This window comes from Acidobacteriota bacterium (genome assembly GCA_009838525.1).
GTDB lineage: Bacteria > Acidobacteriota > Vicinamibacteria > Vicinamibacterales > UBA8438 > VXRJ01.
Map to the genome: position 1 here is coordinate 20821 of VXRJ01000003.1, position 25971 is coordinate 46791.

General features: G+C 68.4%; 21 protein-coding genes. 9 read left to right on the forward strand and 12 right to left on the reverse strand.

Annotation, left to right across the window (positions count from 1 at the left end):
- Window positions 1-166: 166 nt before the first annotated feature.
- Window positions 167-1153, reverse strand: a complete 987-nt coding sequence (locus tag F4Y45_00490) for a hypothetical protein (protein MXY22990.1) — start codon at window positions 1151-1153, stop codon at window positions 167-169.
- Window positions 1150-2151, reverse strand: coding sequence for an NAD(P)H-binding protein (locus F4Y45_00495; protein MXY22991.1), 1002 nt, complete (start codon window positions 2149-2151; stop codon window positions 1150-1152). The genes F4Y45_00490 and F4Y45_00495 overlap by 4 nt, the downstream gene beginning before the upstream one ends.
- Before the next feature lie 3 nt (window positions 2152-2154).
- Between F4Y45_00495 and F4Y45_00500 the strand changes: the two genes are divergently transcribed.
- The 3 genes from F4Y45_00500 to F4Y45_00510 all read left to right on the forward strand — a co-directional run bounded on the left by F4Y45_00500 (window position 2155) and on the right by F4Y45_00510 (window position 4600).
- A complete protein-coding gene (locus F4Y45_00500) occupies window positions 2155-3123 on the forward strand; it encodes a hypothetical protein (GenBank protein MXY22992.1) in 969 nt (322 codons plus the stop codon).
- Between the two features lie 67 nt (window positions 3124-3190).
- Window positions 3191-4156 carry a hypothetical protein gene (locus F4Y45_00505; protein MXY22993.1) on the forward strand — a complete coding sequence of 322 codons (966 nt, stop codon included), beginning with the start codon at window positions 3191-3193 and terminating at the stop codon, window positions 4154-4156.
- On the forward strand, window positions 4157-4600 hold the full coding sequence (locus tag F4Y45_00510) for a carbon monoxide dehydrogenase subunit G (protein MXY22994.1): 444 nt from the start codon (window positions 4157-4159) through the stop codon (window positions 4598-4600).
- A 14-nt stretch (window positions 4601-4614) separates the two neighbouring features.
- Here the strand turns inward: F4Y45_00510 and F4Y45_00515 are convergent, their stop codons facing one another.
- Window positions 4615-5517: a Ku protein gene (locus tag F4Y45_00515; protein MXY22995.1), complete on the reverse strand. Its 903-nt coding sequence runs from the start codon at window positions 5515-5517 to the stop codon at window positions 4615-4617.
- A gap of 74 nt (window positions 5518-5591) precedes the next feature.
- On the opposite strand from F4Y45_00515, the gene ligD reads away from it, so the two are divergent.
- Window positions 5592-7757 (forward strand): DNA ligase D, encoded by a 2166-nt coding sequence (gene ligD, locus F4Y45_00520; protein ID MXY22996.1) that lies wholly within the window; start codon window positions 5592-5594, stop codon window positions 7755-7757.
- A gap of 60 nt (window positions 7758-7817) precedes the next feature.
- Here the strand turns inward: ligD and F4Y45_00525 are convergent, their stop codons facing one another.
- From F4Y45_00525 to F4Y45_00555, 7 genes are all read right to left on the reverse strand, one after another.
- Window positions 7818-8276, reverse strand: coding sequence for a cupin domain-containing protein (locus F4Y45_00525; GenBank protein MXY22997.1), 459 nt, complete (start codon window positions 8274-8276; stop codon window positions 7818-7820).
- Between the two features lie 38 nt (window positions 8277-8314).
- On the reverse strand, window positions 8315-8758 hold the full coding sequence (locus F4Y45_00530) for a PIN domain-containing protein (protein MXY22998.1): 444 nt from the start codon (window positions 8756-8758) through the stop codon (window positions 8315-8317).
- Entirely contained in the window at window positions 8755-9054 is a 300-nt protein-coding gene (locus F4Y45_00535) for a hypothetical protein (GenBank protein ID MXY22999.1), read from the reverse strand. The genes F4Y45_00530 and F4Y45_00535 overlap by 4 nt, the downstream gene beginning before the upstream one ends.
- 115 nt (window positions 9055-9169) lie before the next feature.
- The gene (locus F4Y45_00540) at window positions 9170-11206 is read right to left on the reverse strand and encodes a PQQ-binding-like beta-propeller repeat protein (protein ID MXY23000.1); all 2037 of its coding nucleotides are present in this window, start codon (window positions 11204-11206) and stop codon (window positions 9170-9172) included.
- Between the two features lie 34 nt (window positions 11207-11240).
- On the reverse strand, window positions 11241-13250 hold the full coding sequence (locus F4Y45_00545) for a DUF3604 domain-containing protein (protein ID MXY23001.1): 2010 nt from the start codon (window positions 13248-13250) through the stop codon (window positions 11241-11243).
- Window positions 13251-13284: 34 nt separating this feature from the next.
- Entirely contained in the window at window positions 13285-14118 is an 834-nt protein-coding gene (locus F4Y45_00550; protein ID MXY23002.1) for a peptidyl-prolyl cis-trans isomerase, read from the reverse strand.
- Entirely contained in the window at window positions 14111-15415 is a 1305-nt protein-coding gene (locus tag F4Y45_00555; GenBank protein MXY23003.1) for an FAD-dependent oxidoreductase, read from the reverse strand. The genes F4Y45_00550 and F4Y45_00555 overlap by 8 nt, the downstream gene beginning before the upstream one ends.
- A 23-nt stretch (window positions 15416-15438) precedes the next feature.
- Between F4Y45_00555 and F4Y45_00560 the strand changes: the two genes are divergently transcribed.
- From F4Y45_00560 to F4Y45_00575, 4 genes are all read left to right on the forward strand, one after another.
- Window positions 15439-18075, forward strand: a complete 2637-nt coding sequence (locus tag F4Y45_00560) for an ABC transporter permease (GenBank protein MXY23004.1) — start codon at window positions 15439-15441, stop codon at window positions 18073-18075.
- 112 nt (window positions 18076-18187) lie between these two features.
- Complete coding sequence (locus F4Y45_00565; protein ID MXY23005.1) at window positions 18188-21550, forward strand: peptidase S41; 3363 nt, start codon at window positions 18188-18190, stop codon at window positions 21548-21550.
- A 22-nt stretch (window positions 21551-21572) separates the two neighbouring features.
- Window positions 21573-21911, forward strand: coding sequence for a nucleotidyltransferase domain-containing protein (locus tag F4Y45_00570; protein ID MXY23006.1), 339 nt, complete (start codon window positions 21573-21575; stop codon window positions 21909-21911).
- The gene (locus tag F4Y45_00575) at window positions 21904-22368 is read left to right on the forward strand and encodes a hypothetical protein (protein ID MXY23007.1); all 465 of its coding nucleotides are present in this window, start codon (window positions 21904-21906) and stop codon (window positions 22366-22368) included. The genes F4Y45_00570 and F4Y45_00575 overlap by 8 nt, the downstream gene beginning before the upstream one ends.
- Before the next feature lie 10 nt (window positions 22369-22378).
- Here the strand turns inward: F4Y45_00575 and F4Y45_00580 are convergent, their stop codons facing one another.
- Together F4Y45_00580 and F4Y45_00585 are read right to left on the reverse strand one after the other, a co-directional pair.
- Window positions 22379-22837 (reverse strand): GtrA family protein, encoded by a 459-nt coding sequence (locus F4Y45_00580; GenBank protein ID MXY23008.1) that lies wholly within the window; start codon window positions 22835-22837, stop codon window positions 22379-22381.
- Window positions 22834-23505, reverse strand: a complete 672-nt coding sequence (locus tag F4Y45_00585) for a hypothetical protein (protein ID MXY23009.1) — start codon at window positions 23503-23505, stop codon at window positions 22834-22836. Before F4Y45_00585 ends, F4Y45_00580 begins: the two co-directional genes overlap by 4 nt.
- A gap of 269 nt (window positions 23506-23774) precedes the next feature.
- Here F4Y45_00585 and F4Y45_00590 point away from each other — a divergent pair, with 269 nt between their 5' ends.
- Complete coding sequence (locus tag F4Y45_00590) at window positions 23775-25970, forward strand: carboxypeptidase regulatory-like domain-containing protein (GenBank protein ID MXY23010.1); 2196 nt, start codon at window positions 23775-23777, stop codon at window positions 25968-25970.
- The last annotated feature ends 1 nt before the right edge of the window (window position 25971 follow it).

The window sequence follows — 25971 nt, forward strand, 5'->3', positions numbered from 1 at the left end:
TGAAACCCCGCGTAGCACCGAGAGCGGCGAGGCACCCGGCTGACAAGGCGCGACGAGGGAGCATATTGGCCATATGGCGACCGCGGGCTGACGCAGTCCGTGGAGCAACGCCGTTCAGCCGGGATGCATCGCCGCTCGAATGTAGCGGGGGTTTCACCACGGGCTGCTAGCCGAACAGTTCCCGCTGGGCGCGGGGCCAGAACGCAGCGCCGATGAGGGCGTTGAAAAGGATGAAGAAGTTGTGCTGCACGAAGCCGAATGCGGCCATCTGGCCCTCGTTCTCGGGGAACAGAATGACCCAGAAAGTGATCGCGGCGGCCCGCATCGGCGTAGGTACGGCGGCGGCAAAGAAGACGACCGGGAGGTAGCCGAGCAGCGACAGAAACGACGCATCCACGCCGAACAGCCGAAGCGCGGTCGTGTAGACGAGTACGGCGGCCAGCAGCGCCGGTGACCGGAGCGCGAGGAACAGGAGATAGTGCCGCAGCGTCGCGACCCGAAACGCATGGAGGATCCGCTTGCTCCGCAACGGGTTGCCGGCCAGGATGGCGCCGCGGAAGTAAAGAAGCCAGACCGCGAGGACCGGCACCGCGGCGCCGGCCAGCCACGGCATCAGGCCGAATGCCGCGGGCAAGTCGCCGCCGCTCGCGCCGTACCCCACCGTTGCCCAGAACAGCAGGTAGAAGACCTCGCAGAACATGATGAACAGCATCACCGATCCCACTTCCCAACCCGGCACCTGATGCCGCCGGTGGAGGTAGTAGGCCATCGCGCCCTTGCCGATCTGCTCGTTGAAGATGGAGATGATGTAGGCGCTCGCCCGTACCGGCAGGAGATCGCGGTACCGGATGGACGTTACGAACCAGTTGAGGGCGCGGGTCACGACGAGCGTGTCGATAAGGAAGTAGAAGCCCGAGTAGGCCATCATCAACACGATCCATGAGATCCAGTCGACACCGCTGAAGACGCGCGTCATGTAGTCGACGAGGGAAAGCCCCTCGCGTGCCGCGGCGCCGTTCAGCCGCACGTAGAGGTACGCGAAGCAGGCGATGCTCAGCGCCAGGAACGCGGCGCGGCCGGCGCGGCTCGCACCGGGCCGCCCGGGGGGCGGCGGGGCGGCGGAGTCAGCCGGTTCGACAGCCGGCGTGCTCATGCGGAACCCTCCCGTGACGCGGCAGCCTTGCACAGGCGGTCGATCGATCCCGCGAGCGGCGTCAGCGTCACGCCCAGCTCCCCGTCGGCATTCCGGTCGACCGCCTCATCGGAGGTGATCACGTCGATCACGTCCGGCGTGAGACCACCGCTGCGAACCAGACCGGCGAGGCGCGAGACAAGCCTGGCCAGCCAGACCGGCGTCGATCCAATCGCAACCTCGCGTCCCAGTCGCCGCGCCGTCTGCTCCACCAGATCACGGTAAGTGACGGTGGTCGGTCCGACCAGCTCGCAGGTCCGTGCGCCGTCCTCGGGCCGCCGGCAGCAGTTCAGGATCGCGCGGCAGAGGTCATCAACGTCCAGCGGACGCAAGTGATGCGTCCCGCCGCCCAGCAGCCGGGTCGACGCGCCCGAGGCGTCGCGGAGTAGCGCCCGGCCGCCCGCCGTGCCGGGACCGAGCAGCAGCGGCGTCCGCACGTTGGTGGCGCCGATGCCCGCCTCGGCCACCAGGCGTTCCGCCTCTCCCTTGGACCGGAAGTACCCGTTGGGGGATGCAGGATCAGCGCCTACCGAGCTGATGAAGACAACGTGCCGAACGCCTGTCGCCCGGGCCGCCGCGACGACCGCGCGCGTCGACTCGACATTTCCCCGGCGGTAGTCCGACGTCGGGGTTTCGAACAGGATGCCGGCGAGATGCACCACGCAGTCGGCGCCGTCGAACGCGGTCTGCAGGCTGGCCGGATCACCGTAGTGAATGACGTGCGGCGTGATGCGGGGCGACCGCGGCAGAACGTCGACCGCCTCCGGGCGCCGCACCGCCGCGGCGGCCCCGAGGGTGTCGTCCAGGGCGACCTGCGCCAGCAGCTCGCAACCAACGGCGCTGTTGGCGCCGGTAACGGCGAGTTTCCTGCCAACACGCGCGTCGACTGCCTGCGGGTCCGAGGCCATGCCGTGGTATGCTACGGGAATCCTTCCGTACTGTGTGTCACTGGAGGTCATGAGATGACAGGTGAACGCTCGGCAACAAAGCTCTTTACCATCGCGCTGGCTGGCCTGCTGGCGCTGCCCGTCCTCGCGATCGCGCAGGAAGCTCCCGAGACCGCATGGGGCGCGCCTGACCTGCAGGGGGTCTGGGACTTCCGGACCATTACGCCGCTCCAGCGTCCGTCGGACCTGGGCGACAAGGCGTTCCTGACCGAGGAAGAGGCGGCGGAACGCGAGGCGCGGGCGGTTCAGCGCGACCTCGATCTGTTGGAACGGGACGCCCAGCGGACCGAAGCGGGCGGGAGCATCGGAGCCTACAACAACTTCTGGATGGACCGCGGCACACGTGACGTCGGAACGCGGCGGACCTCGCTCATCGTCGACCCGCCGAACGGCCGCCTGCCAATCGCGACCGAGCGCGGACAGGCGCGCAACGCCATGGGCCGCGGTTCCTTCGGCGCCTACATCCCGGCGTCCTACACCGCGCTGAGCAACGCGGACCGCTGCATGATGGGCTTCAACGCCGGTCCGCCGATCACGCCGGGCGGCTACAACCAGAACGTGCAGATCTTCCAGACTCCCAACGAGGTCGTGCTCCTGACCGAAATGGTCCACACCGTCCGCGTCATCCCGATCGAAGACGGACGCCCGGCCATTCATGACGAGCGGCTCGCCCAGTGGTCCGGCGTATCGCGCGGTTACTGGGACGGCGACACCCTGGTGGTCGAGACGACCAACTTCGACGAGAAACGCAACTGGCGCGGCACCAGCTCGACCATGCGGCTGGTGGAGCGATTCACCCGCATCGACGAGGGGACCCTGGAGTACGAGTTCACGGTGAACGACCCGATGACCTGGGTCCGCCCCTGGACGGTGAACCTCCCGATGGTCAAGAACGACCTGCCGCTCTTCGAGTATGCCTGCCACGAGGGGAACTACTCGATGGAGACGATGCTCACCGGCGCGCGCGCCGATGAAGCCCGGTAGGCGCCGACCGCGAGTTCGGTTTTGGTTTCGTCAGTCCGTGCAGTCAGGCAGTTGAGGGAGAAGTGCAATGGCGCGTAGGTATTCGGCACTGTTGATCATCACGTTGGCTGGCCTGCTGGCGCTGCCGGCGGCGTCTCTGGCGCAGGAAGCGCCCGAGACCGCATGGGGCGCGCCCGACCTGCAGGGGGTCTGGGATTTCCGCACCATTACGCCGCTCCAGCGTCCGTCGGACCTGGGCGACAAGGCGTTCCTGACCGAGGAAGAGGCGGCCGAACGCGAGGCGCGGGCATTGGAGCGCGAAGTCGAGCTGTGGGAAGCGGATGCCCGGCGCACCGAAGCCGGTGGGAGCGTCGGCGGCTACAACAACTTCTGGATGGATCGCGGCACCCGCGACGTCGGCACGCGGCGGACCTCGCTCATCGTCGACCCGCCGAACGGCCGCCTGCCCATCGCCACCGAGCGGGGACAGGCGCGCAACGCCATGGGCCGCGGCTCCTTCGGCGCCTACATCCCGGCGTCGTACACCGCGCTGAGCAACGCGGACCGCTGCATGATGGGCTTCAACGCCGGCCCGCCGATCACGCCGGGCGGCTACAACCAGAACGTGCAGATCTTCCAGACTCCCAACGAGGTCGTGCTCCTGACCGAAATGGTCCACACCGTCCGCGTCATCCCGATCGAAGACGGACGCCCGGCCATTCATGACGAGCGGCTCGCCCAGTGGTCCGGCGTATCGCGCGGTTACTGGGACGGCGACACCCTGGTGGTCGAGACGACCAACTTCGACGAGAAACGCAACTGGCGCGGCACCAGCTCGACCATGCGGCTGGTGGAGCGATTCACCCGCATCGACGAGGGGACCCTGGAGTACGAGTTCACGGTGAACGACCCGATGACCTGGGTCCGCCCCTGGACGGTGAACCTCCCGATGGTCAAGAACGACCTGCCGCTCTTCGAGTATGCCTGCCACGAGGGGAACTACTCGATGGAGACGATGCTCACCGGCGCACGCACCGATGAGGGAGGCCGGTAGCTGGAAGTTTCCGCCAGCTACACGTTCGACGCCCCGCGGCAGCGGGTTTGGAACCTTCTCGTTGACCCTTCGGTAATCGCCTCGTGCCTACCCGGGTGCGAGGCGATGGAGCAGACCGCGGAAGATACCTACCGCGCGAAGCTCACCATGGGAATCGCCTCGGTCACCGGTCAGTACGAGGGGACCGTCCGGATGAGCGAAAAGAACGCCCCGGCCGGCTACACCTTGCTGGTTCAGGGAAGAGGCTCGCCCGGCTTCGTAAACGGGTCAGCCACCGTCACCCTCGCGGAATCTGACGGCGGGGCCTCAACGCGGGTCGACGTCATCGGAAAGGCGCAGGTCGGGGGAACTATCGCGCGCGTCGGCCAGCGCCTTCTGGGCGGCGTTTCGAAGATGATGATGGACCGCTTCTTCGCCTGCCTGCAGGAAAAGGCGGCACAGTAGAGCCGCCGGCGTGACTACGCGCGCTTCCGCCTGCGGGCTGGAGCGGCGCGCCCACTCCCCGACGACGCGCGGGCGCCCCGCCGGGCTGACGTCTTCGCCGCGGAGGACTTCGCCGCCGCCTTGGCCGGCTTCTTCTTGCCGGCGCTCACCTGCTCGAGGCTCTTGCGTAGAGCGTCCATCAGGTTGACCACCTTGGCGGGCGTCTCCAGCTCCTGGACCACCACCTCTTCGCCAGCGATCTTCGCATCGATGATCCGGCGCAGTTCCGCCTGGTAGTCGTCGGTGAACTCCGACAGGTCGAGCTCGCCGGCAAAGGTGCCGATCACCTGCCGGGCCAGCTTCACCTCGTCCTCGTTCACGGTCTCCGGCAGATCGTCCAGCTCCTCGATCGCCGACATCCGTCGAAGCTCCCGGGCCTGACGGAGCGTGAACATCACCAGTCCGTTGTCCCGCGGCTGCACCGCCACGACGTACTCCCGTCCCAGGAGGGCCAACTTGCCGATTCCGGCCTTCCCAACCAGCGCCTCGCGCAGCACGGCGAAGGCGCTCGCCGCCACCTTGCCGTCGGGGGCCAGATAGAAGGGCCGCTCGACGTACATCGGATCGATGGTCTCGATGTCGGCGAACCGAAGCAGGTTGATGATACGGGTCGATTCCGGCCGCGCCTTTGCTATGTCCTCGTCGTCCATCACGACGTAGCGGCTTTTCTCGAACTCGAAACCCTTGACTATCTCGGTCTTGTCCACCTCGCGGTCGCACGACGAGCACCACTTCTTCTGCTGAATGCGAGTCTGGCACTCGCCGCACAACTGGTTGAAGCGGACCTGCCCGGTCGTATTGGTCGCCGGAAAGACTCGGACCGGAACGGTCACCAGGCTTACCTTCAGATAGCCCTTCCACGTCGGACGTGCAGCCATTCTCTCCCTCTTGCCTCGTGAATTCGCTCCCAGTCTATCGGCACGACACGCCGACTGCCATATGCTGGTTGGCCGTGGCGAAACGGACGGCGGGAACGGGCGCGCGGCCGGCACGAACGCCAAACGCGGCGATCTGGCGCGAAGACCCGCGGGACGTCCGCCCCATGCTGGCGGAACTGGCGCCGCCCGAAGCCCACTTCCGCCTCCTGCGGAACGAGCGGCTGATCTTCGAACCGAAGTACGACGGCATCCGTGCCCTCGTCGCGCTCGACGGCCCCGCCCCACCCGCGATCTATACCCGGCTGGGACGCAACAAGACTCCCGAATTCCCCGATCTCTTCGATCCGCTCCGGCGCCTCGCGCGCCGACTGCGCCGCCCCGTGCTGCTGGACGGCGAAGTCGTGGCAACCGGGGACGACGGCGCTCCCCTGGCGTTCCAGTACCTGCAGGATCGACTGCAAAGGACGGGCGCGGCGGCGGAAGCGGCGGCGCTCAAGGTGCCGGTCGCACTCATCCTCTTCGACCTGCTGCGCGAGGGCGACGAGGACCTGCGGCCCCTCCCCTGCCATGAGCGGCGGAAGCGGCTCGAACGCCTGTTGCGGGGACGGCGGCGCGACCTTCAACTGATCCGTCTGGCCGACAGCCAGGTCGGCGACGGTGAGGCGCTGGCCGCCGACGGCGAGGAGCGCGGTTGGGAAGGCGTGATCGCCAAGCAACCGGCGAGTCGCTACTCCTCCGGCCGCCGGAGCGCGCAATGGCAGAAGCTGAAGTTCACCAGCTCGGAGGATTTCGTGGTCGGCGGCTGGACCGCGCCGCGCGGATCGCGCCGGCACATCGGCGCCTTGCTCCTCGGCTACTACCCCGCCGACCGGCGTTGGACCCGGGCGACGCCGCTCATCTTCGCCGGTCAGGTCGGATCCGGCTTTACCGATGCCGAGCTCGACCGGCTGGCCAGTCGGCTCACGCCGCTCGTCACGGAGTCGTCGCCGTTCGCGGAAGTGCCGGCGCCGCACCGCCCCGAGAAGCGTGGCTGGGTCAAGCCGGAGCTGGTGGCGCGCGTTGCGTTCACGCAGTGGACGCGGGACGGCATCCTCCGCAACCCCGTCTACCACGGTCTGCGCGACGATGTCCGTCCCGCCGCGGTCCGCCATGACGACCAGCGGCCGGACACCGGCCCGCCACCGTCCGCCCCGCGCCGGCGCGTCGCACCCGAAGCGGGGCCGGAACCGGCTGCCGCGGATCTGTTGGCGGAGCTGAACGCGCTTGAAGCGAGCCGCCGGAAGGGCACGCTCGTCCTGGCCGGCGGCGCGCGCGTGCCGGTCGGCAATCTCCACAAGGTGTTCTGGCCCGAACCGGAACTCACGAAGGGCGACCTGCTCCGCTACTACCTGCGCGTTGCGCCCTATCTGCTTCCGGTGGTGGCGGGCCGGCCGCTCGTCATGAAGCGCTTTCCGAACGGCGTGGACGGGAAATCGTTCTATCAACACCGTGCGCCGGATCCGATCCCGGACGGCGCCCGGGTCGCGATCGTGGCGGAAAAGCTGGGCGCCGGGGCGGATCGATCGGCCGACTCCGAGGTGCCCTACCTGATCGGCGGTCAACTTCAGACACTGATCTACATGGCGCAGCTCGCCGTCATCTCGCAGGATCCGTGGTTCTCGACGCTCGACCGGATCACGGAGGCCGACATGACGGCGCTCGACCTCGACCCGATGCCGGACGCGCCGTTCACGCGCGTGCTCGACGTAGCCCGCTGGCTGCACGACGAACTGGAGCGGCTCGGTGTCCCGTCGTTCGCCAAGACGTCCGGTTCCGAGGGTCTCCACATCTTCATCCCCCTGCCGGCCGGGACGCCGTACGAGGCGGGAATGATCTTCTGCCAGATTGTGGCGACTGTCGTCGCCGCGCGCCATCCGGAAGCGGCAACCGTCGAGCGGACCGTCCGCCGACGCCCGGCCGATGCGGTTTATATCGATACCCTGCAGAACATCTACGGCAAGACCCTGGCCTGCGCCTACAGCGCGCGGGCCAGTCCGTTCGCCGGCGTCTCCGCGCCGCTCACCTGGGCCGAGGTGCATGACGGTCCGAAGTCCGGCCTCCAGCCGCGCGACTTCACGATGCGGTCCATCCACGCGCGTCTCGACGAGGTGGGCGACCTCTGGGCCGGCACGCGGTCGGCGGCGCCGGCGAACCTCGAGGACGCCCTGGCCAAGCTGGAGGCGGCAGTCAGCGGGGGGTAGGACGCCGTGGTGAATCCCCCGCTACATTCGAGCGGCCGCGCCACCCGGGTGGTTTGAACTCTACGGCTCGACGAAGTGGAAGTCCGCCGGCCCGTCCCGGCGCGCGAGGAGCACCACGTCCGCGTCCGCGTGCGTGTACCAGGCGTGGTGCGCACCGCCCGGGATAATCACGTAGCTGCCCGTCGTCGCCGTGTAGCGCGTGCCGTCCATGACGATGTCGACGGCGCCTTCCAGCACGACCACGGTTTCGGTGTGGGTGTGCCAGTGCATGGCGAATTCCGATCCGGCCGGAAACCTTGCGAAGTAGGTCGGACCGCCGGTGGCCGGGTCCGTTGCGACCGCCGCGTTGCGCAGACCGGCGGGAAAGCCCGGCCGGTCGGATGGCGGTCCCCAGTCGGCCTCTTTCCACGGCAGCACGAGCGGTGATTCGCCGTGCCGCACCGCTTCCTGCGCCAGGGTTATCGAGGGAACTACCGCCAGGAACATCGCCGCCAGCAGACACAGACGCATCCAGTTCATTGTCCTCACCTCACGAAACCACACTCATACGCGACCCATCAGTCGTCGAACGGACTCCATGTCCGCTCGAATCCAAAGTCCTGAAAGTCCCTCACGTTAGCGGTTGCAAACTCGGTAACGCCCTGCCGCCGCAGCGTGAAGGCCAGACGGGCATCGTAGACACGGCGACGCCCGAAGACGGACTCGGCCGCTCGGGACCACAACTCTTCGTGCACCGCCACGCTGTCCGTGTCGAAGCCGAGCAGCATCCAACGCGGGTGCCGCCGGTAGGCCTGAACGACCTCGACCGCCTCGCGCGCCGACAGAGGTCGGGCGAGCACGGCGGGGTTCCGGAGAAGCGTATAGAACTCCACCAGTACGAGTTCCGAGACTGCGACGTCCTCACGCGGAGTCCAGTCCTCCAGCAGGCTGCGGGCGCGATTGTGAAAGGGACTGTCCCGACTGAAGCCGTAGAGCAGGATGTTGGAGTCGAACGACGTCACGGGCGCCGCACTCCTGACAGCCCCTGCCCTTCATCGGAACGACTGACGCCAGTCGGCTCGACGTCATCGTGAGCAGCGTCGCGAACTGCTTCGTGGCTCAGTCCGCGCCAACCCACGGCGTCCGACACTGGTGGACGCCAGGGCGGATACGCCGGCCCCGCGGCCAAGGGATACCGGGCAAGGAACTGCTCCGACGCGCGCCGGATGGTCTCCGCGAGCGACCATTCTCGAGTCGCCGCCAACCGCTTGAGATCGCGATATAGAGCGTCAGGAAGCTGCACCTGCGTCTTTATCATGCCATCATATTTACATCTACATCATAATGATGTCAATCAGCAAAAAAGCCAAGCCAACTCCCATTCCCTGAACCCGCGACGGCCATCGATGCGAGTAACGGCTGCAAGGATCGGGCTACTCCACGATGATCTGCCCGATCGTCCATGGATGCTCGGTGCAGATGTACTCGTGCTCGCCGGCCGCATCGAGGACCACGGAACCGGAAGCCCCCGGGCCGATAGGACCGGTGGTCCACGAGCCGTCGCGCGCCGAGAGGGTGTGGCTCAGCCCGGTCGGATTCGTCCAGGTCACCTCGGTTCCCGCGGCGACGGACGCCCGCGTCGGAGTCAATCCGTAGTCGTCGTGCCACTCGTCGTTGCGCCCGGTGTTCTGGTTGCTCTGGGTGATCACGCGCTTGAGCTCGATAGTGTCGGTTTCGGCGACCGGCCCCTCGAACGGCAGCACCGTCGGCGGCGGCTCCGGCGCCGGCCGCGGCGGAACCGTCCCGCCGAGCTTGAAGCCCCAGACGAGGCGTCCCATGGTCAACGCCACGTACTGCTCGCCGTCGATCGCGTAGGTCACCACTGGCCCGCCCCCGAAGCCGTTCGAGCCAAAAAGGCCGATCTGGCCGGTCTGGAACTGCCACAGCACCTCGCCCGTCCGCTGATCGAAGGCGCCGAGGTTGCCGTCCGCTTCGGTGTGGAACATCAGGCCGCTCGCCGTAGTCAGGGCGCCGCTGCTGTTGCAGTCCGACCAGGGCACCTCGTGCTGCCAGACAATCTTGTTGGTCCGGCTGTCGAGCGCCACGTGGAGGCCGTGCTGCTTCAGGCCGGGCGCCCGGACGGTGGTGCCGGTGAAGAACCAACCGTTCTCGGGGCGCTTGATCCAGCGAGGATAGACGCATGCCATGCCGTAGAAGTACCCGGTGACCGGGCTGTAGGACATCGGTGCGAACCGCATCGTCATGTAGGGAATGAACTTGTTCGGCAGATCGGGACCGATCGGGTCGTAGTAGCAGCCGGCCTCGAACCCCGGCGGAATCATGTCCGGGTCGACGCAGTCGGAGCCGACCTTGTCGGCGCCGACCGGGAAGGGTTGCGTCGGCGAGGTCCGCAGGAACTCGTTCTGCGGCACGGGCCGTTCTTCGATCTCGAACACCGGTTCGCCGGTCTCGGCATCGAACGCGAAGAGATACCCGTCGGTACGCATCGCGGCCAGCGCCTTCCGGGTCTCCCCGTCCACCTCGGTGTCGTAGACGATGAGCGGCGTCGCCAGGTCGTGCTCCCAGAGTTCGTGGTGCACGAGCTGCTGGTGCCAGCGGTATTCACCCGTATGGAGGTCGAGCGCCACCACCGACGAGGTGAACAGGTTGTTGCCCGGCCGCAGCTCGCCGCCCCACATCGGGACCGCATTGCCGGTGCCGACGAAGAACAGGCCGAGGTCGACGTCGACGGTCGGCGTCATCCAGACGCCGCCGCCGCCGAATCGCCATACGTCGCTGTCTACCGGCCACGTTTCCGAGCCGAGGGCGCCCGGCTCGGGAATCACGTCGAAGAGCCACCGCCGCTCCCCGGTGCGGGCGTCCACCGCCACGATCCGCCCGCGCAGATAGCTGTCGCCGTTCGCCATGCCGGTTATCACCAGCCCCTCGGCGTAGGTTGACGGGGAGGAAATCCACTGGCCGAACTGGCCCTCCACGCCCACCAGGTGCTCCCAGACCTGCTCGCCGGTCCGCTGATCGAGCGCGATTAGGCGCGAGTCGCTGAGCCCCGCGAAGACCAGCCCGGATCCCAGGGCCACGCCCTTGTTCATCCGGCCAACCGGTGCGAGCACTCGCCACTGTTCCTCGCCGGTGGCGGCGTCGAGGGCTCGGATGCTGCTTCCGGTGTTCAGGAACAACAGCCCGTTGCGCACCACGACGGTGGAGCGGGACACTTCGCCTCCGCCCAGCTCGGTGACCCAGGCCCCGCCGAGCTGCTCGACGTTGTCAGGGGTGATCTGCGTCAGCGACGAATGCCGAGTCTGGCCGAAGTGGCCGCCCGCGAGCGGCCATTCGTCGCCCGGGTAGCCGCCCCAGTCTTCGTTCTGGGCGTCCGCGGCGCCCGTCAGGAGGAACGGCAGCAGACAAAGGGAAACGGCCGGAACGCGGATGCGACGAAGGAAGTCAGCCATGCCGCGAGCTTAGCAAACCCGGGAACCCGTAGCGTCACTGATCGTCGGCCCGGTACCAGATGGGCGAGGTCCAGGCGCGCTCCTGGATCCTCCACGGCAGGTCGGGATTGGAACACGCCGCCGGACGCTCCTCGGCGGGCAGCGCGGCGCACTGATAGCCGTTCCAGCGGCAGCTTGGATTCTCCACCACCCGGGCGTAGTAGACGGCGGAACGGGACGGATCGAAATCGGGATCCGTCCAGACCGTGCACAACGACGCCGCGCCCTCCCCACTCAGCGCGCAGGTTTCCCGAGAGACGCCGGCGCCGTTGTCCGGATCGCCGGCTACGTCGTAGATCGCTTCGTGAAACCGTCCGTCATCCCCCACCCAGCCCTTGATGATCTGGATACGCTGAAGCGGGGTCCCCGGACGTTCCGGCGTGCCCGGATCGGCGAGGGCGGTCACGAACAGGCGGGGCGCGCCGGAGCCTTCGCGGGCCGGCAGCACGCTTCCCATCGGCACGCCGGTCTCGTACGCCTCGGCGATCATGTCGTTGCTGGAACAGAGATCCGGCAGGTCCCAGCCGCCGAAGAGCCGCGCCTGGATCCGGACGCCGCTCGTGCCGAACGTCTCCTTCCGCTGCATCGCGTCGAACAGCGAGTCGCGCGAGTTTTCCTCGGCCCAGACGCCGATCAGCCCACCGGGATTCCGGAGCGGGTGCGGGGCGTAGGCCTGGGTCGTGAGCCGCTTCTCCAGGTCCGAGTCGACGTTCGAGTTGTGACCCTGGTAGTCGTACTCGTCCGTGTCGCCCGGCAGGCCGTTGTGTCCGTCGGTGCTGGCAATCAGACCAAGCTGGATCGGGTTGATCCCGAGGCGTTCTTCCTGGGCGATGCCTTCGATGAGCGCATAGCGCACGAAGTCGAGGCGCGACTGGCACCCCTCGCCGCGGAGGCCGCCCTCACCCGTGCCGTCCTCGCAGTCGGGGGGGCGCTGGCCGTCGATGTAGCGGACCTTCTCGAAGTCGCACAGCTCGTCCTCGCCGCCGACCACGTCCCACATGCCCCGCCGGCACTCGGACTCGCCCTTGGCCTGCATCATCTCCACCAGCGGCTCCATCTCGCTGCGCAGCGCGGCGCGCTCCCGCTGTTCGTCGATGGGCAACCCGCCCCAGTCCAGGGTGAACATCTGGCCGTTGGAGATGTTGGGATTGTGGGGAATGGTGAGCGCCTCGCAGCCGGTGCCGGTGTCGTTGCAGCGCGCCTTCAACCGGGTCCACAGGTCGCGGGGCTGGTCCGCGTCAATCCAGGAGATCGGCAGTTCCGGTCCGATCTCGTTGCGGAGAATGACGTTGCGGTGCACCTTGGAACGGCCCGGCGCGCGAGTGTACTCCCAGGCGTGGAACGTCGTGAACGAGCAGTCGCTGGAGCGGTCGTAGTAGCGCTCGGCCGCCTCGCGGGTCGCCTCCCACGCGGTGAGGAGGCCGTCGCGGCAGTCCCGGCCGTCGTCGCCGCAGACCACCGGGCCCCGTCCGGCAAGCCGGTCCGCCTGCCAGGCTGCGCGTTCCTCCGGTGTGCCGCCCGGTCGCAGGCCGCGGCAGGCGGCCGAGTCGTAGACGGGGGAAGACGGGTTGGTGCAGACCGCGACCTCGCCCAGCCATTCGGAATGATCCGTGACCGCGGCGAAATCGAGGGGGCGGACAAGCCGCGCGGCCCGCGCCGGCCGGCCGTCGGCGTCAAGCGGACTGAGGCCGATCTCCTCCCCGCGGGCGAACCGGTAGGCGTCGTCGGGCGTCTGGAATCCACCGCGTCCGAGGGCGTCGAGGGAAAAGGCGGTGTGGGTGTGCAGGTCGCCGAAGAACGCCTGCCGGAGCGGATCGTGATGGGTGCACGGCTCCCGCGTGACCAGGTCGGCCGGCTGCGCGGGGGCGCTCGGCGGGTTCCACTCCTGCACGACGCGGCCTGGCGCGGGCGCCGCAGGCGACGGCGTCTCCCCCGCGGGCTCCTCCGCCGCTCCGCAGGCGAGCATCGTCGGGATCAACAAACACGCCGTCAGCCGTGCTGTCATGCGAGACTCCCCACGCGTCCGGGACGCGTCTGTTTCACTTCAGTCGCTCGCTGCTTCCCGCAGGTAGCCGCACCTCGTAGCTCTCGCGCAGTTCCTCGTAGCCCGCCAGGCTTCGCTCGCGGCGGCGCTCCTGTCGCAGATCCGCGACGACGCGGTCGCGCAGCTCGGCAAGCGCCGGCGCGCGGGCAGCGGTTCGGCCGTTCACGCGCACCAGATGCACGCCGTAGGTCGATACCACCGGACCCTTCCAGTCGCCGGTGGGCAGGTCGGCTACGGCTTGCGCGAAGTCCGTTCCGAAAAGCCCGGCGATCTCCTGATCCGAGCGCTCGACGTACGACCGGGCCAGCATGAAGGGATCGCCCAACCGTTCCCAGCCATCATTCCCGTCGGCGCGCACCGGGTCGAGCAGGGCCCGGGCGTCGCGCGCCGCGTCGGTCCGGCGATCGCCCGAGAGGAAGACGTGATCGAAGCTCGTCCGCGCCGGCCTCCGGTAGCGTTCGGACTCTCGCGCGAAGTACTCCGCGATCTCCTCCTCGGTCGGCGCCACCGCGTCGCCGGCGTCCTCCAGCAGGAACGTGAGCTTCTGGGCGAGGCGGCGGCGCACGATGGCGTCGTCCCGGCCGAGCCCCAGCCGTTGCGCCTCGCGGTAGAGGATCTCCTCGTCGACCGCTTCGTCCACCAGCCCCTGCAACTCCTCCGGGTTCGGCGCCCTGCCCCACTGCGCCATCCAGCGCACGCGAAGCTGCTCCACCTGATCCGCGGTCACCTCGACGACCGGGCGCTCGTCCGCGCGGTCGCCCAACCAGTAATCGACGGCGAACACTGCCGCCCCCAGCAGCAGGAAGGTCAGCAGCAGGGGATCACGCACCGGATTCGAACTCCTCGTCCTTCAGGCGGAAGCCGTCCGCCAGCTCGGGTTCGCGATCGTCATCGAGCACACGGTGCGCGATGTAGTCCCCGAGCACCGGCCCGAACTTGAAGGCCTCGGCCGATCCGCCGCCGGCCAGCCAGACGTTGTCCAGATCCGGGTGGACATCGATGATGAAGTTCCGATCGACGCTGCTCTCGTAGTGGCAGGCCCGGGTCTCGTTGATGGGCGCACCCACCAGATCCGGAAAGTGCCGCGTCAGGATCTCCCGCGGGCGGTCGTGATACTCGGGGGCGATCCAGCGATCCGAGAAGTCCGGATCCTCCGGCGGGCGGCCGCCGGTGCGCACGCGGAATCCCCGGTGGTCGGGCGGCAGGGCCGGCCAGCCGGTGCACCCCGGCACGCCGTAGCTCGGCATGTAGGGATACGAGAAACGGGTATCGGCCGATGGGACCGCGAAGTAGAAGACGTGACCCATGGCGATGCGGACCCGCTGCCCCATCAGCCCCGGCAGGACCTTGGGGAACCAGGGGCCGCAGGCGAGGACGACTGTCCCCGCCGACAGGCGCTCGCCCGAGGCGAGTTGCAGCGAGCCGAGCGACCGCCCGTTCCGCGCGCCGAACTCGGCACGGTCTATCCTGATCGTCCCGCCTTCGTCCTCGAACACGCGGGCCACCGACTCTATCGCGCGTCGCGCCCGAACCACGCCGGCGCCCGGTTCGTAGAGGGCGACACCGAGATTCTCGAACCGGATCCACGGCCAGCGGTAGGCGACCTCGTCCGGCGCAAGCACTTCGTAAGGGGTGCCGAGCGCGTCCCAATGTTCGCGGGTCTCCGTGAAGTACTGGTTGGTCTCCTCACGCAGAATCAGGTCCCCGGTCCTGAAGAAGAGGCGCGGCAGCAGCCGCGCGCGGTGGTCCTCGTCCCAGGCGAGCCAGCCCTCGATGGCCCTCTGCGCCCAACCCGTCCACTGCCGCCCGTGGGGCCGGTCGCCGTACGACGTACGGACCCCGCGGGTCTCGCCACCCGAGGTCTGCCGGGAATTCCCCGCGCCGTAGGCGTCGACCACCGTGACGCGGGCGCCGAGACGCTGCAGGTAGAGCGCCGTCCACATGCCGAACGTTCCCGCGCCGACCACCACCACGTCGGGCGACGCCTGCCCATGAACCGCGTGGGCCCGCCCGGAGGCGCCTGCGGCCAACGTGGCGCCAGCGCCCAGGAGCTGCAGGAAACGGCGCCGACCGACGCGTGCGACGGATTCCGGCTGGCGAACCGGAGTGCGGGTTGGGTTGCTCAACGCGTCTTCCTTTCGGCTGAACAATGAAGAACCGCCACGCGCTCTGGCCGGCCATCATAGCGCACCGGGTCTGTCGTGCCATGATGGAGAGAATGCTCCGAGACCTCCGCCAGGCGGTGCGCGCGCTCCTCGGCCAACGCGGCTTTACCCTGACCGCGTTGGCAACCCTTGCCCTGGGCATTGGCGCGAACGTGGCGATGTTCGGCATCGTCTACGCCATGCTGCTCCGGCCGCTGCCCTATCCGGATTCCGACGCGATCGTGCGTATCGGCGAAATGGTCGGCCCGGCGGCCCGAGCGTCGCTGTTTCTGAGCAATGCGACGATGCCGCGGATCCAGGAGGAAGCCGATTCGTTCGAACAGGTCGCCGGCTATCGAGCGACGGAGATGCAGTTGGCAGGTTCGGACGGCGCGACTGCGACGCGCCTCCGCGGCGCGGAGGTCTCGCCGTCGATGTTCCCGCTGTTGCGAACGCGGCCCCACCTCGGCCGGTTCTTCATCGCGGATGAAGCTTGGGAGGGCGAGGATCAGGTCGTCGTGCTGAGCTACGGCGCCTGGGCCCGACGATTCGGGTCGGATCCGGGCATCGTAGGGGCCGTCCTCGACCTCAACGGCAACCCGCACACAGTCGTCGGAGTCACCGCGGAGGACTTCTATTTTCCCACCCCGGAGACCGAGGCCTGGACACCATTCGTGATAACGCCCTTTACGTCGCCGGCGCCGCCGGAGCCGGGCGAAGAGGCGCAGGGTGCCGTAGTCGTTTTCTTCAACGCACTGGGGCGTCTCCGCGCCGGCGTCTCGCCGCAGCAGGCCGCCACCGAGGTTCGCACGATTCTGCAACAGGGGAGCACTCCGTTCTTGCGAGCCCTTGCCAGGACCGGCACCAGCCAGGGAGGTTCAGGCGCGGGAGACACGCCGGAGATCGACGCGGTGGTGATTCCGTTGCGGGAGGACCTGGTGGCCGAGTACCGGCCGGCGCTCCTGGCGCTTACGGCGGCGACCGCGCTCGTCTTGCTCATCGCCTGCATCAACGTCGCGGGGCTGCTGCTTGCGCGAGGAGTGACACGGCAGCGGGCGCTGGCGGTCTGCGCGGCGCTCGGGGCGGGTCGCGGCCGCATGGTTCGGCAGGTCCTGACCGAGAGTATCGTGCTCAGCCTCAGCGGCGGGGCGATCGGACTGGCCGTGGCAACCGCCGTGTTGCGGGCTGTGCCGGCGCTGGTGCCAGGCGACATCGCGCGCCTCGACGAGGCGGGCGTGGACGACGTGGTGCTGGCGTTCACGCTCGGGTTGTCGGTGCTGGTGGGCTTGGTGTTCGGCGCCGTGCCGGCCTTCCAGTGGTCGCGCGTGCCACTGTTGCGGACACTGAACGAAGGAAGCCTGCAGTCGACCGGCGGTTTCCGGCTGCTGCGAGCCGGCCGGACCCGCGCCGCGCTGGCAACCGCGCAGGTGGCCTTGGCCCTGGTCTTGCTGGTCGGGGCCGGACTGCTGCTGCGCAGCTTCGTGGAGCTGGTGACGGTCGACCGGGGCTACGACCCCGCCAACGTCGTCACCGCCCTGACCTGGAACCCGGACCTGCGTCTTGAGTCCGGCGCGGTCGATGCGGAACGGATGGAGCTGATCAGGTCCGGAGGCCAGAGCTTCGCCGAGCCGCTGCTCGACGCGGCGGACCGGTTAACGGCTCTGCCGGGGGTGGAGGCAGTCGGCCTCTCGACCGGACTGCCGCTGGTCAACAATGCCTCCGGGTTTGCGAGCGTGCATGTCGAAGGCCGCCCGCCGGCGAGCGATCCGGCGGAAATGCCCTTTGCGTCAGTCCGGGTGGCGAGCCCCGGTTATTTCGACGCGTTGCGGCTACGCCTGCGTAGCGGACGCTTCTATACCCGTCGCGACAGGGCGGGCAGCCCGCAGGTCTGCGTGGTCAACGAGACGTTCGCTCGTGAGGTCTTTCGCGGTGAGCCCGCGGTTGGGCAACGGATCCGGTTCGGTCACGCCGAGGCGGGGGGCGAGCCGTGGGAAGTGGTCGGGGTGGTGGCGGACATGCGGTACGAGGGTATCGCGGTCACCCCGTCGCCGGCCGAGGTGTTCGTCCCCACCTACCAGATGGCGGGTGTGCCTACTGTCTTCCTCCACCAGTTCGTTGCCGTGCGGACGACCGGTGACCCGCTGCCCGCGGTCCCGTTCCTTCGCGAAGCGGTGGCCGAGGCACACCCGAGCGCGACCATCGACAACGTCTCGACCCTGGCCGCGCGGCTGTCCGCCGCAGTCGCTCAGCCCCGCTTCTATGCCAGCATCGTCGGCTTCTTCGCGGCGCTCGCGCTTTTCCTCGCTGCATTCGGCTTGTACGGCCTGCTCAGCTATGTCGTAGCCCAGCGGCGGCGGGAGATCGGTGTCCGGATGGCGCTCGGGGCGCAGCGCGGCAGCATCGTGGCGCTGGTGGTCCGTCAGGGGGCGATGCTCATTGCGGCCGGGGCCGTCGCCGGCCTGCTCGCGGCGGCCGCTTCGAGCCGCGTGCTGGAGGGCTTCCTGTACGGGGTCAGCACGGGCGACCGCCTGACATTCGCCGTAGCGCCGCTCGTGCTGGTGGCCGTCGCGCTCGTCGCCTGCTGGCTTCCGGCCCGGCGGGCGACGCGCATCGAGCCCATGAACGTCCTCCGCGTGGAGTAGGAGCCCGTAGCAGACCGAAACAATCCCCCTTGACGTATCGTCTGAACTCTTGACGTAATCGTTCAAGGCACGGGATCCGCATGGTCGAGTCCCTCGTGACCCAGGAGGCAAGATGTTCCGACGATTCCAATTCCTGATGGCGCCCTGCGTCGTCGGCATGTTGGCGGCCACGGTGGTTCCGGCCGCCGCCCAGACGAAGCTGCTCCGTTTCCCCGACATCCATGGCGACCGCGTGGTCTTCACATACGCCGGCGATCTCTGGCTGGCGCCGACCGCGGGCGGCCAGGCGACCCGGCTGACCGCCCATCCGGGGCTGGAACTCTTCGCGCGGTTCTCACCGGACGGATCCCGCATCGCGTTCACCGGGCAGTACGACGGTGACGAACAGGTCTACGTCATTCCGGCCACCGGCGGCGTGCCGCAGCAGATCACCTACTACCCCGCCCGCGGTCCGCTGGCGCCACGCTGGGGCTACGACAACCAGGTCTACGACTGGTCGCCGGATGGGCAGGCGGTGCTGTTCCGGTCGCTGCGCTACAGCACCGACCTTTCCGACAGCCGGCTGTTCCTGGCGTCCGTCGACGGCGGATTGCCGATCCCGCTGGAAATGCCCGAGTCGGGCGCCGGCGATCTCTCCCCGGATGGAAGCCGCGTGGTCTACTCTCCTCTCTTCCGGGACTTCCGCACGTGGAAGCGCTACGAGGGAGGATGGGCGCAGGAACTCTACATCTTCGACCGCGAGACCCACGTGGTCGAGCGGGTGACGACCCACCGGCGGGCCGATCGCGACCCCATGTGGATCGGCAACGCGATCTACTTCACGTCGGACCGGGACGGCACCCTCAACCTCTACCGTTACGACGTCGGCTCGCGCGAGACAACGCAGTTGACGGAGAGTGACACCTGGGACGTCCGCTGGCCGGGGGATGACGGCGCCAACCGCATCGTCTACGAGCTGAACGGCGAACTGGAGATCTACTCCATCGACGCGGGGACATCGCAGCCCATCGCGATCACCGTGCCCGACGACGGCCTCGCCATGCGGCCTTCCCGCGTGGCCGCGGCGGCCCTGATCGAGGACGCGGAGCTCAGCCCCGGGGGCGAGCGCGCGCTCTTCGTGGCCCGTGGCGACGTCTTCACGGCGCCGATCGAGAACGGCCCGACCCGCAATCTGACGCGCAGCTCGTCGGCGCACGACAAGTGGGCGCGCTGGTCCCCGGACGGACGGCGCATCGCCTACGTCTCCGACGCGAGCGGCGAGGACGAGATCTACCTCGTCGCCCAGGACGGCTCCGGCGAGCCCGAGCAGCTTACGACCGGCGGGCAGGCGATGCGCTATGCGCCGGAATGGTCGCCGACCGGCGACCACCTCGCCTTCAGCGACAAGGACGGCAGGCTCTACGTCATCGACGTCGAGACCCAGGAGGTAATCGATGTCGCCGATGAGGAACGCGGGCTGCTGCGCGACTACGTCTGGTCGCCCCGCGGCGGTTACCTGGCGTTCTCGATGACCGACGCGACGGGCTTCAGCTCCATCTACGTCTGGAGCCTGGCCGAGGGCGAGCTGCATCGCGTCACCGGCGAGTACTTCCACGAGTGGAACCCGGCATGGGACCCGGACGGCGACTTCCTGTACTACCTGTCCGACCGGCAGTTCACGCCGCAGCTCGGCTCGTTCGAGTGGAACTACCTGGTCGATCGGGAGACCGGGATCTACGCCGCGGCGCTGCGTCGCGACGTGGAGCACCCGCTGCCGCCGGAAAGCGACGAGGTCGAGCTGAGCGGCGACGATCCCGACGCGGACGAGGATGACGGCGAGGGTGACGATCCCGACGCGGATGACGAGCACGAGACGGCGGATCCCGACGATGACGCGGAAGGCGCGGGCGAGGGCGGGCACGAGAACGGAGACGAGGACGAGGAGGGGCCCATCGCGATCGACTTCGACGGGCTCGCCCAGCGCGTCGTGCGGCTGCCGGTCCCGTTCGACAACTACGTCGGGCTGAGCGGCGCTGATGACGGCGTCTTCTTCATCCGTGGCGGCCCGCAGTACTACGGGCGCGGCAGCAGCGTTCAGCCGGCGCTCCGGCGCTTCACGTTCGCCGACCGGGAAGCCGAGACGATCGCCGACGGCATCGGCGGCTACGCGGTGTCGCGCGACGGCGAGAGGGTGCTGGTGCGCGAAGGGAACGCCTGGAACGTCTATCCGGCGGGCGGCGGCGACGCCACGCGAGTCTCGACGAACGGCCTGATGGTGGATCGCGTGCCGGCCGAGGAGTGGGCGCAGATCTTCGACGAGGTCTGGCGGCGATTCCGCGATTTCTTCTACGTCGATAACATGCACGGCTACGACTGGGACGCGCTGCGCGACCGGTACCGCCCGATGCTGGAGCACGTCGGGCACCGGTCGGACCTGAACTACGTCATCGGAGAGATGGTGGCGGAGCTCAACGTCAGCCACGCCTACATCGCGGGCGGCGACTGGGAAACGCCCGACCGACCAGAGGTCGCCCTGCCCGGCGCGGTCTTCGAGCTCGACGCCCAGGCCGACCGCTATCGCATCGTCGAGATCTTTGCCGGCCACAACGAGGAGCCTCGCTACCGGTCGCCGCTCACGGAGATCGGCGTCGATGCGCGGGTCGGCGACTACGTGCTCGCGATTGACGGCGAGGATCTGCTGGGATCGGACAACCCCTATCGCGTGTTGCGCCATCGCGCGGATCGGCCGGTCCGGCTGACGCTGCACGCCGAGCCGACGTTCGAGGGGGCGCGGGAGGTCTCGTACACCCCGGTTACCCAGGAGCGGAGCCTGCGCTATCTGACCGAGGTGGAAGCCAACCGGCAGAAGGTGGCGGAGATGACCGATGGCCGCGTCGGTTACCTGCACGTTCCGGACATGGGCGCCGAGGGGATCCAGGAGTTCATCAAGTGGTTCTACGGGCAGATCCGCAAGGAAGGCCTGGTGATCGACGTCCGGGGGAACGGCGGCGGTAACGTCTCGCAGATGCTCATCGAACGCCTCCGCCGGGACGTTCTCGGCACCAGCTTCTCGCGAACCTACGACACTCCGGAGACCTACCCCCAGTGGGCGTTCCACGGGCACCTCGTCTGCATCCTCGACGAGGACTCCGCCTCCGACGGCGACATCTTCCCCTACCGCTTCCGCGAGGCCGGGCTGGGGCCGCTCATCGGCAAGCGCTCCTGGGGCGGCGTCATCGGCATTACCAGCCACGGGCCGCTCATCGACGGCGGCTCGGTCAACGTGCCGCAGTTCGGCACGAACGGCGCCGACGGCAGTTGGGTGGTGGAGAACGTCGGCGTGGAGCCGGACATCGAGGTCGAGAACGACCCGCGATCGGTCATCGCAGGGCAGGACCCGCAGCTCGAGCGGGCGGTCGAGGAAGTGCTGCGCATGATGCGGGAGGATCCGAAGGCGCTGCCCCAGCGGCCGGCCCCGCCGGTCAAGACGCCGTAGCGGGCGCGGGAGGCAACAAAACATGTTCGACACCGGCACGCTCGACAGGGCGGTCCGGGAGCGGCGACGAAGGCTGGCGGCGGAGCAGGCCGAACTGTTGCGGCGTGTCCGTGGCGCCCTGGCGGAGCTGCGGGAACCGCTCGGCGTGAAGGCTGCCTACGTCGTGGGATCCTTGCGATCACCGGAGCTCTGGCGGGAGTCATCCGACATCGACGTGGCCGTGGCGGGTTGCTCGAGCGTGGTCCTGGAGGTGATGAAGGCGCTGGAGGATGCGACCGGCAGGGAGGTCGACGTCATCGACCTCGATCTCCACCCCGACCCGCAGGCCTTCATCCGATCGGGAGTCAGGGTGTATGGATGAAGCAGCCTTCGCCGTTCTCGATGCGGAGTTGCGCGCGCGCCATCGGGACATCCAACGCATCGGCGACCGCATCGAGGAGCGACGGGGGTCGTTCGTCAGCGGAGCCGAAGCTGTCGACAGCCTGGGCTACCAGCTTCACAATCTCTACGGCGCCGTCGAACAGCTCTTCGAAGAAGTCGCACGCTCGTTCGAGAACCGCATCGAGGCAGCCGGCTATCACGTGAACCTGATCCGGCGGATGCAGCTCGACATCCCGGGTATCCGCCCGGCGCTCCTGTCCGAACGAACTGCATCGGATCTGGACGAATTGCGACGATTTCGCCATCGCTTCCGCCACGCCTACGCCGCGGAGCTGGATTCGGAGAAGATCGCGGCGTTGGCAGGCAAGACCCGGCAGATCCGGGAAGACTTCGCCCGGGACCTCGAACGCTTTCTGGCGCGGCTGCGGCCGCAATAGCTGACTTTCTTCATCGGCACGCGGAACGCCGCGCGCCTTGCCAGCACTCCGCGCAGGCGTCCGGCGCCTGCACGCGACGGAACACGAAGCGGTCGTTGGCAATGAAGTTCAGCACCGAACAGGACGCAATCGCCATCAGGTTGGCGAATGCGTAGTGGATGCCGAACGCCTCGGCGTAGAGCCCGGTGAACACGACGTTGGCAGAGATGGACAGCGTGCCCGTCACCAGGTTGAACCGGAGCAGCCGGCCCGCCCAACCAGGCATCCCGATGCCCCGGTCGCGCCACGTCCAGCGCTCGTGCCAGACAAAGTTGTGCAGGATGGCGCACTCCACCGCCAGCCCCGTGGCGACCAGGTAGTCGAGGGTCGCCACCTCGGTCAGGGTCACCAGCACGAGCAGTTGAACCGCCACGCCCATCGAGCCGACGACGTTGAAGACGAGCCATCGCCGCAGCCCCTTGATGGTCATCGCGGGAGTGGTTCCGCCCGGTAGAGAGCAAGCCCGTTGCGTAGGGCCGAGAACGCCAGCGCCCCGAACAGCCCGGCCGCGCCGATGGCCCCGCCCATGTCGAATAGCCGCCAGCTCGCGCCCAGCAGTTCGACATCTGGCCCACCCACGAGCAGGCGGACGGCGCCGGCTGCGAGCAGGATGCGGAGCTCGGTAGGACCGATCTTCATCAGCGATAGCCGGAAGACGCCGCACGCGTGCGTCGCGAGATAGGCCTCGGCGGAGACCATCAGGTAGGCGGCCAGCAACACCAGCGCCACGACCGGACTCATGTGCGGCGACAGCGCCATGCCCGCGCAGAGCAGCAGCATGCTGGCGATGTCGACCACGTGGTCCACGTAGAAGCCGTAGCGCGGCCGCTCGTGCTTCCGGATGCGGGCGACCGTTCCGTCAAGGCTGTCGCCGAACCAGCTGAGGGCGAGGCCGACGACAACGCCGATCAGGGCCAGATCGCTCCAGCGCGACGCCCAGAACGCCGCGCCCACACCGGCCATGGCCACCAGCCCCAGCACCGTCAGATGGTCTGCGGTGATCCAGCGTGGAAGGCGAGCCGCCATCCACAGCAGCGCGCGCTTCTCCACGCCTGCCAGCAGGCTGTCGTTCTCCCGCGCGTGGCGCGCGCGCGCCATGGCCGGTGACGCCGACGCCATACCTCCCGTTACCGTTTGCGTTGCCGTCATGGTTTCCTCCATCGCCCTGCCACGGGCTACCCCGGAGTGTGCAGACGGCGGAGAAACTGGCTCACGGCACCCATGCCGGAAACGAGCCCCGATGGAGGCGGTCGGACGCGCAGTTCACAACGTCCGGCTGATTAGGGGTTGCCGCACGTGCCGGCAGGTTGCACAATGGCGCAAGCGCGCCAGTGCGGGCGCGCAGGCTCCGGGCAGGGGGAGACGACATGACCACGAAGCGGCACATGATCGGCGGCTGCGCGGCGGCGGCGTTCCTGGCGGCGGGCCTCGCCCTACTCGGCCCACCCGTTGCGGCCCAGGACGAGGACATCAGCGGTGTCGTGACCAGCGCGGCCGGCCCCGAAGCCGGCGTCTGGGTCATCGCCGAGACGGACGACTTCGAGACCGGCTTCCGGAAGATCGTCGTGACCGACGACGACGGGCGGTTCCTCGTGCCGGATCTCCCCGACGCCAACTACGAGGTATGGGTCCGCGGCTACGGCCTGTCCGATTCGGACAGGACGCCCGCGCGGCCCGGCGACGACCTGGCGCTGACCGCGACCGAAGCGGCCTCGCCGGCCGAGGCGGCGGAGATCTATCCCGCCAACTACTGGTATTCGCTCCTCGAGGTGCCGCCGGCCAGTGATTTTCCGGGCACCGGGCCGCGCGGAAACGGCATCGGCGCCACCATGCATACCCAGGCCGACTGGATCGACCGGTTGAAGGACGGCTGCCAGCTCTGCCACCAGCTCGGCAATGAGGCGACCCGCGAGATGCCGATGCTCGATCTCGACGAGTTCGACTCGTCGGCCGACGCGTGGGAGTACCGCCTCCTGGCGGGCGGGGCCGGGCCGGCGATGTCCGTCGAACTCAACCGCATGGGCCGGCCGCGCGCGCTCGAGCTGTACGCCGAGTGGAGCGACCGGATCGCCGCCGGAGAGCTGCCCCCCGTCCCGCCGCGGCCGCAGGGGCGTGAACGCAACATCGTCCTCAGCATGTGGGAGTGGGGACACCCGCGCGGCATGGTGCATGACGAGATCACGACCGACAAGCGCAATCCGACGCTCAACGCGAACGGCCCCATATACGGAGTCGGCGGGGCCGGGTTGGTGATCACGGACCCCCGCACCCACGAGTCGGTCCGGATGGACCTGCCGACGCGTATCGAGCGCCCGCGGCGGCCCGTCTCGTATCAGGGGTCGTCGACCAGAATTCCGTCGCTCTACTGGGGCGATGAACCGGTCAACATCCAGAGCCGGAGCGCCCACAACCCGATGCTGGACGACAAGAACCGCCTCTGGATCACGCAGGCGGTGCGGCCGAACGACGTGCCGGACTGGTGCCTGGAGGGTTCGGACAACCGGTTCGCGCAGTACTACCCGATTCAACATCAGGACGAGACGCGCCAGGTGTCCTACTACGACCCCGAGACCGGCGAGTTCGAGCTGATCGACACGTGCTACTTCACGCACCACCTGCAGTTCGCGGACGACGCGGACGACACGCTGTGGCTGAGCGGATCGACCGAGGCGATCGGTTGGCTGAACACGCGGCTGTACGACGAGACCGGCGACGAGCAGGTGTCGCAGGGCTGGTGTCCGACCGTCATCGACACCAACGGTGACGGCGTCATCACCAGGCCGTGGAACGAGCCGGACTGGAACGGCGACGTCGAGATCGATCCGGCGCGCGACACGCGGGTCGGCAGCCTCGACAAGTTCAAGCGCGCCTACGGCGTCATCCCGCATCCGGACGGATCGGTATGGATCACGCGGCGCTTCCCGGTGCCGGGGAAGCTGATCCGCCTGGAGCTCGGGGACAATCCGCCGGAGACCTGCATCTCCGAGGTCTACGAGCCGCCGTACGATCCGGGTGGCGACCCGAACGAGTGGGGATACGGCCCCCGCGGCATCGATGTCGACCGCAACGGCGTGATCTGGACCGCGCTCGGCGGCAGCGGGCACATGGCCAGCTTCGACCGCAGCAAGTGCGCGGTGCTGAACGGACCGACCGCCACCGGCCAGCACTGCCGCGAGGGGTGGACGCTGTATCCGACCCCCGGCCCGAAGCTGAAGGGCGTCGAGGGCTCAGCCAACGCCGACTACCACTACTACAACTGGGTCGACCAGTTCGACACCCTCGGCCTCGGCGCCAACACGCCGATTGCCACCGGCACGACGTCGGACGCGTTGCTCGCCCTCGATCCGGACAGCGGCGACTGGGTGATCATGCGCGTCCCGTATCCGCTCGGCTTCTACAGCCGCGGTCTGGACGGCCGGATCGACGATCCGGACGCCGGCTGGAAGGGGCGCGGGGTCTGGTCCAGCTTCAATACGGGGTCGCCGCACCATCTCGAGGGCGGCAAGGGAACGACGAGCGAGATCGTGCGGTTCCAGATACGGCCGCACCCGCTGGCGAACTAGC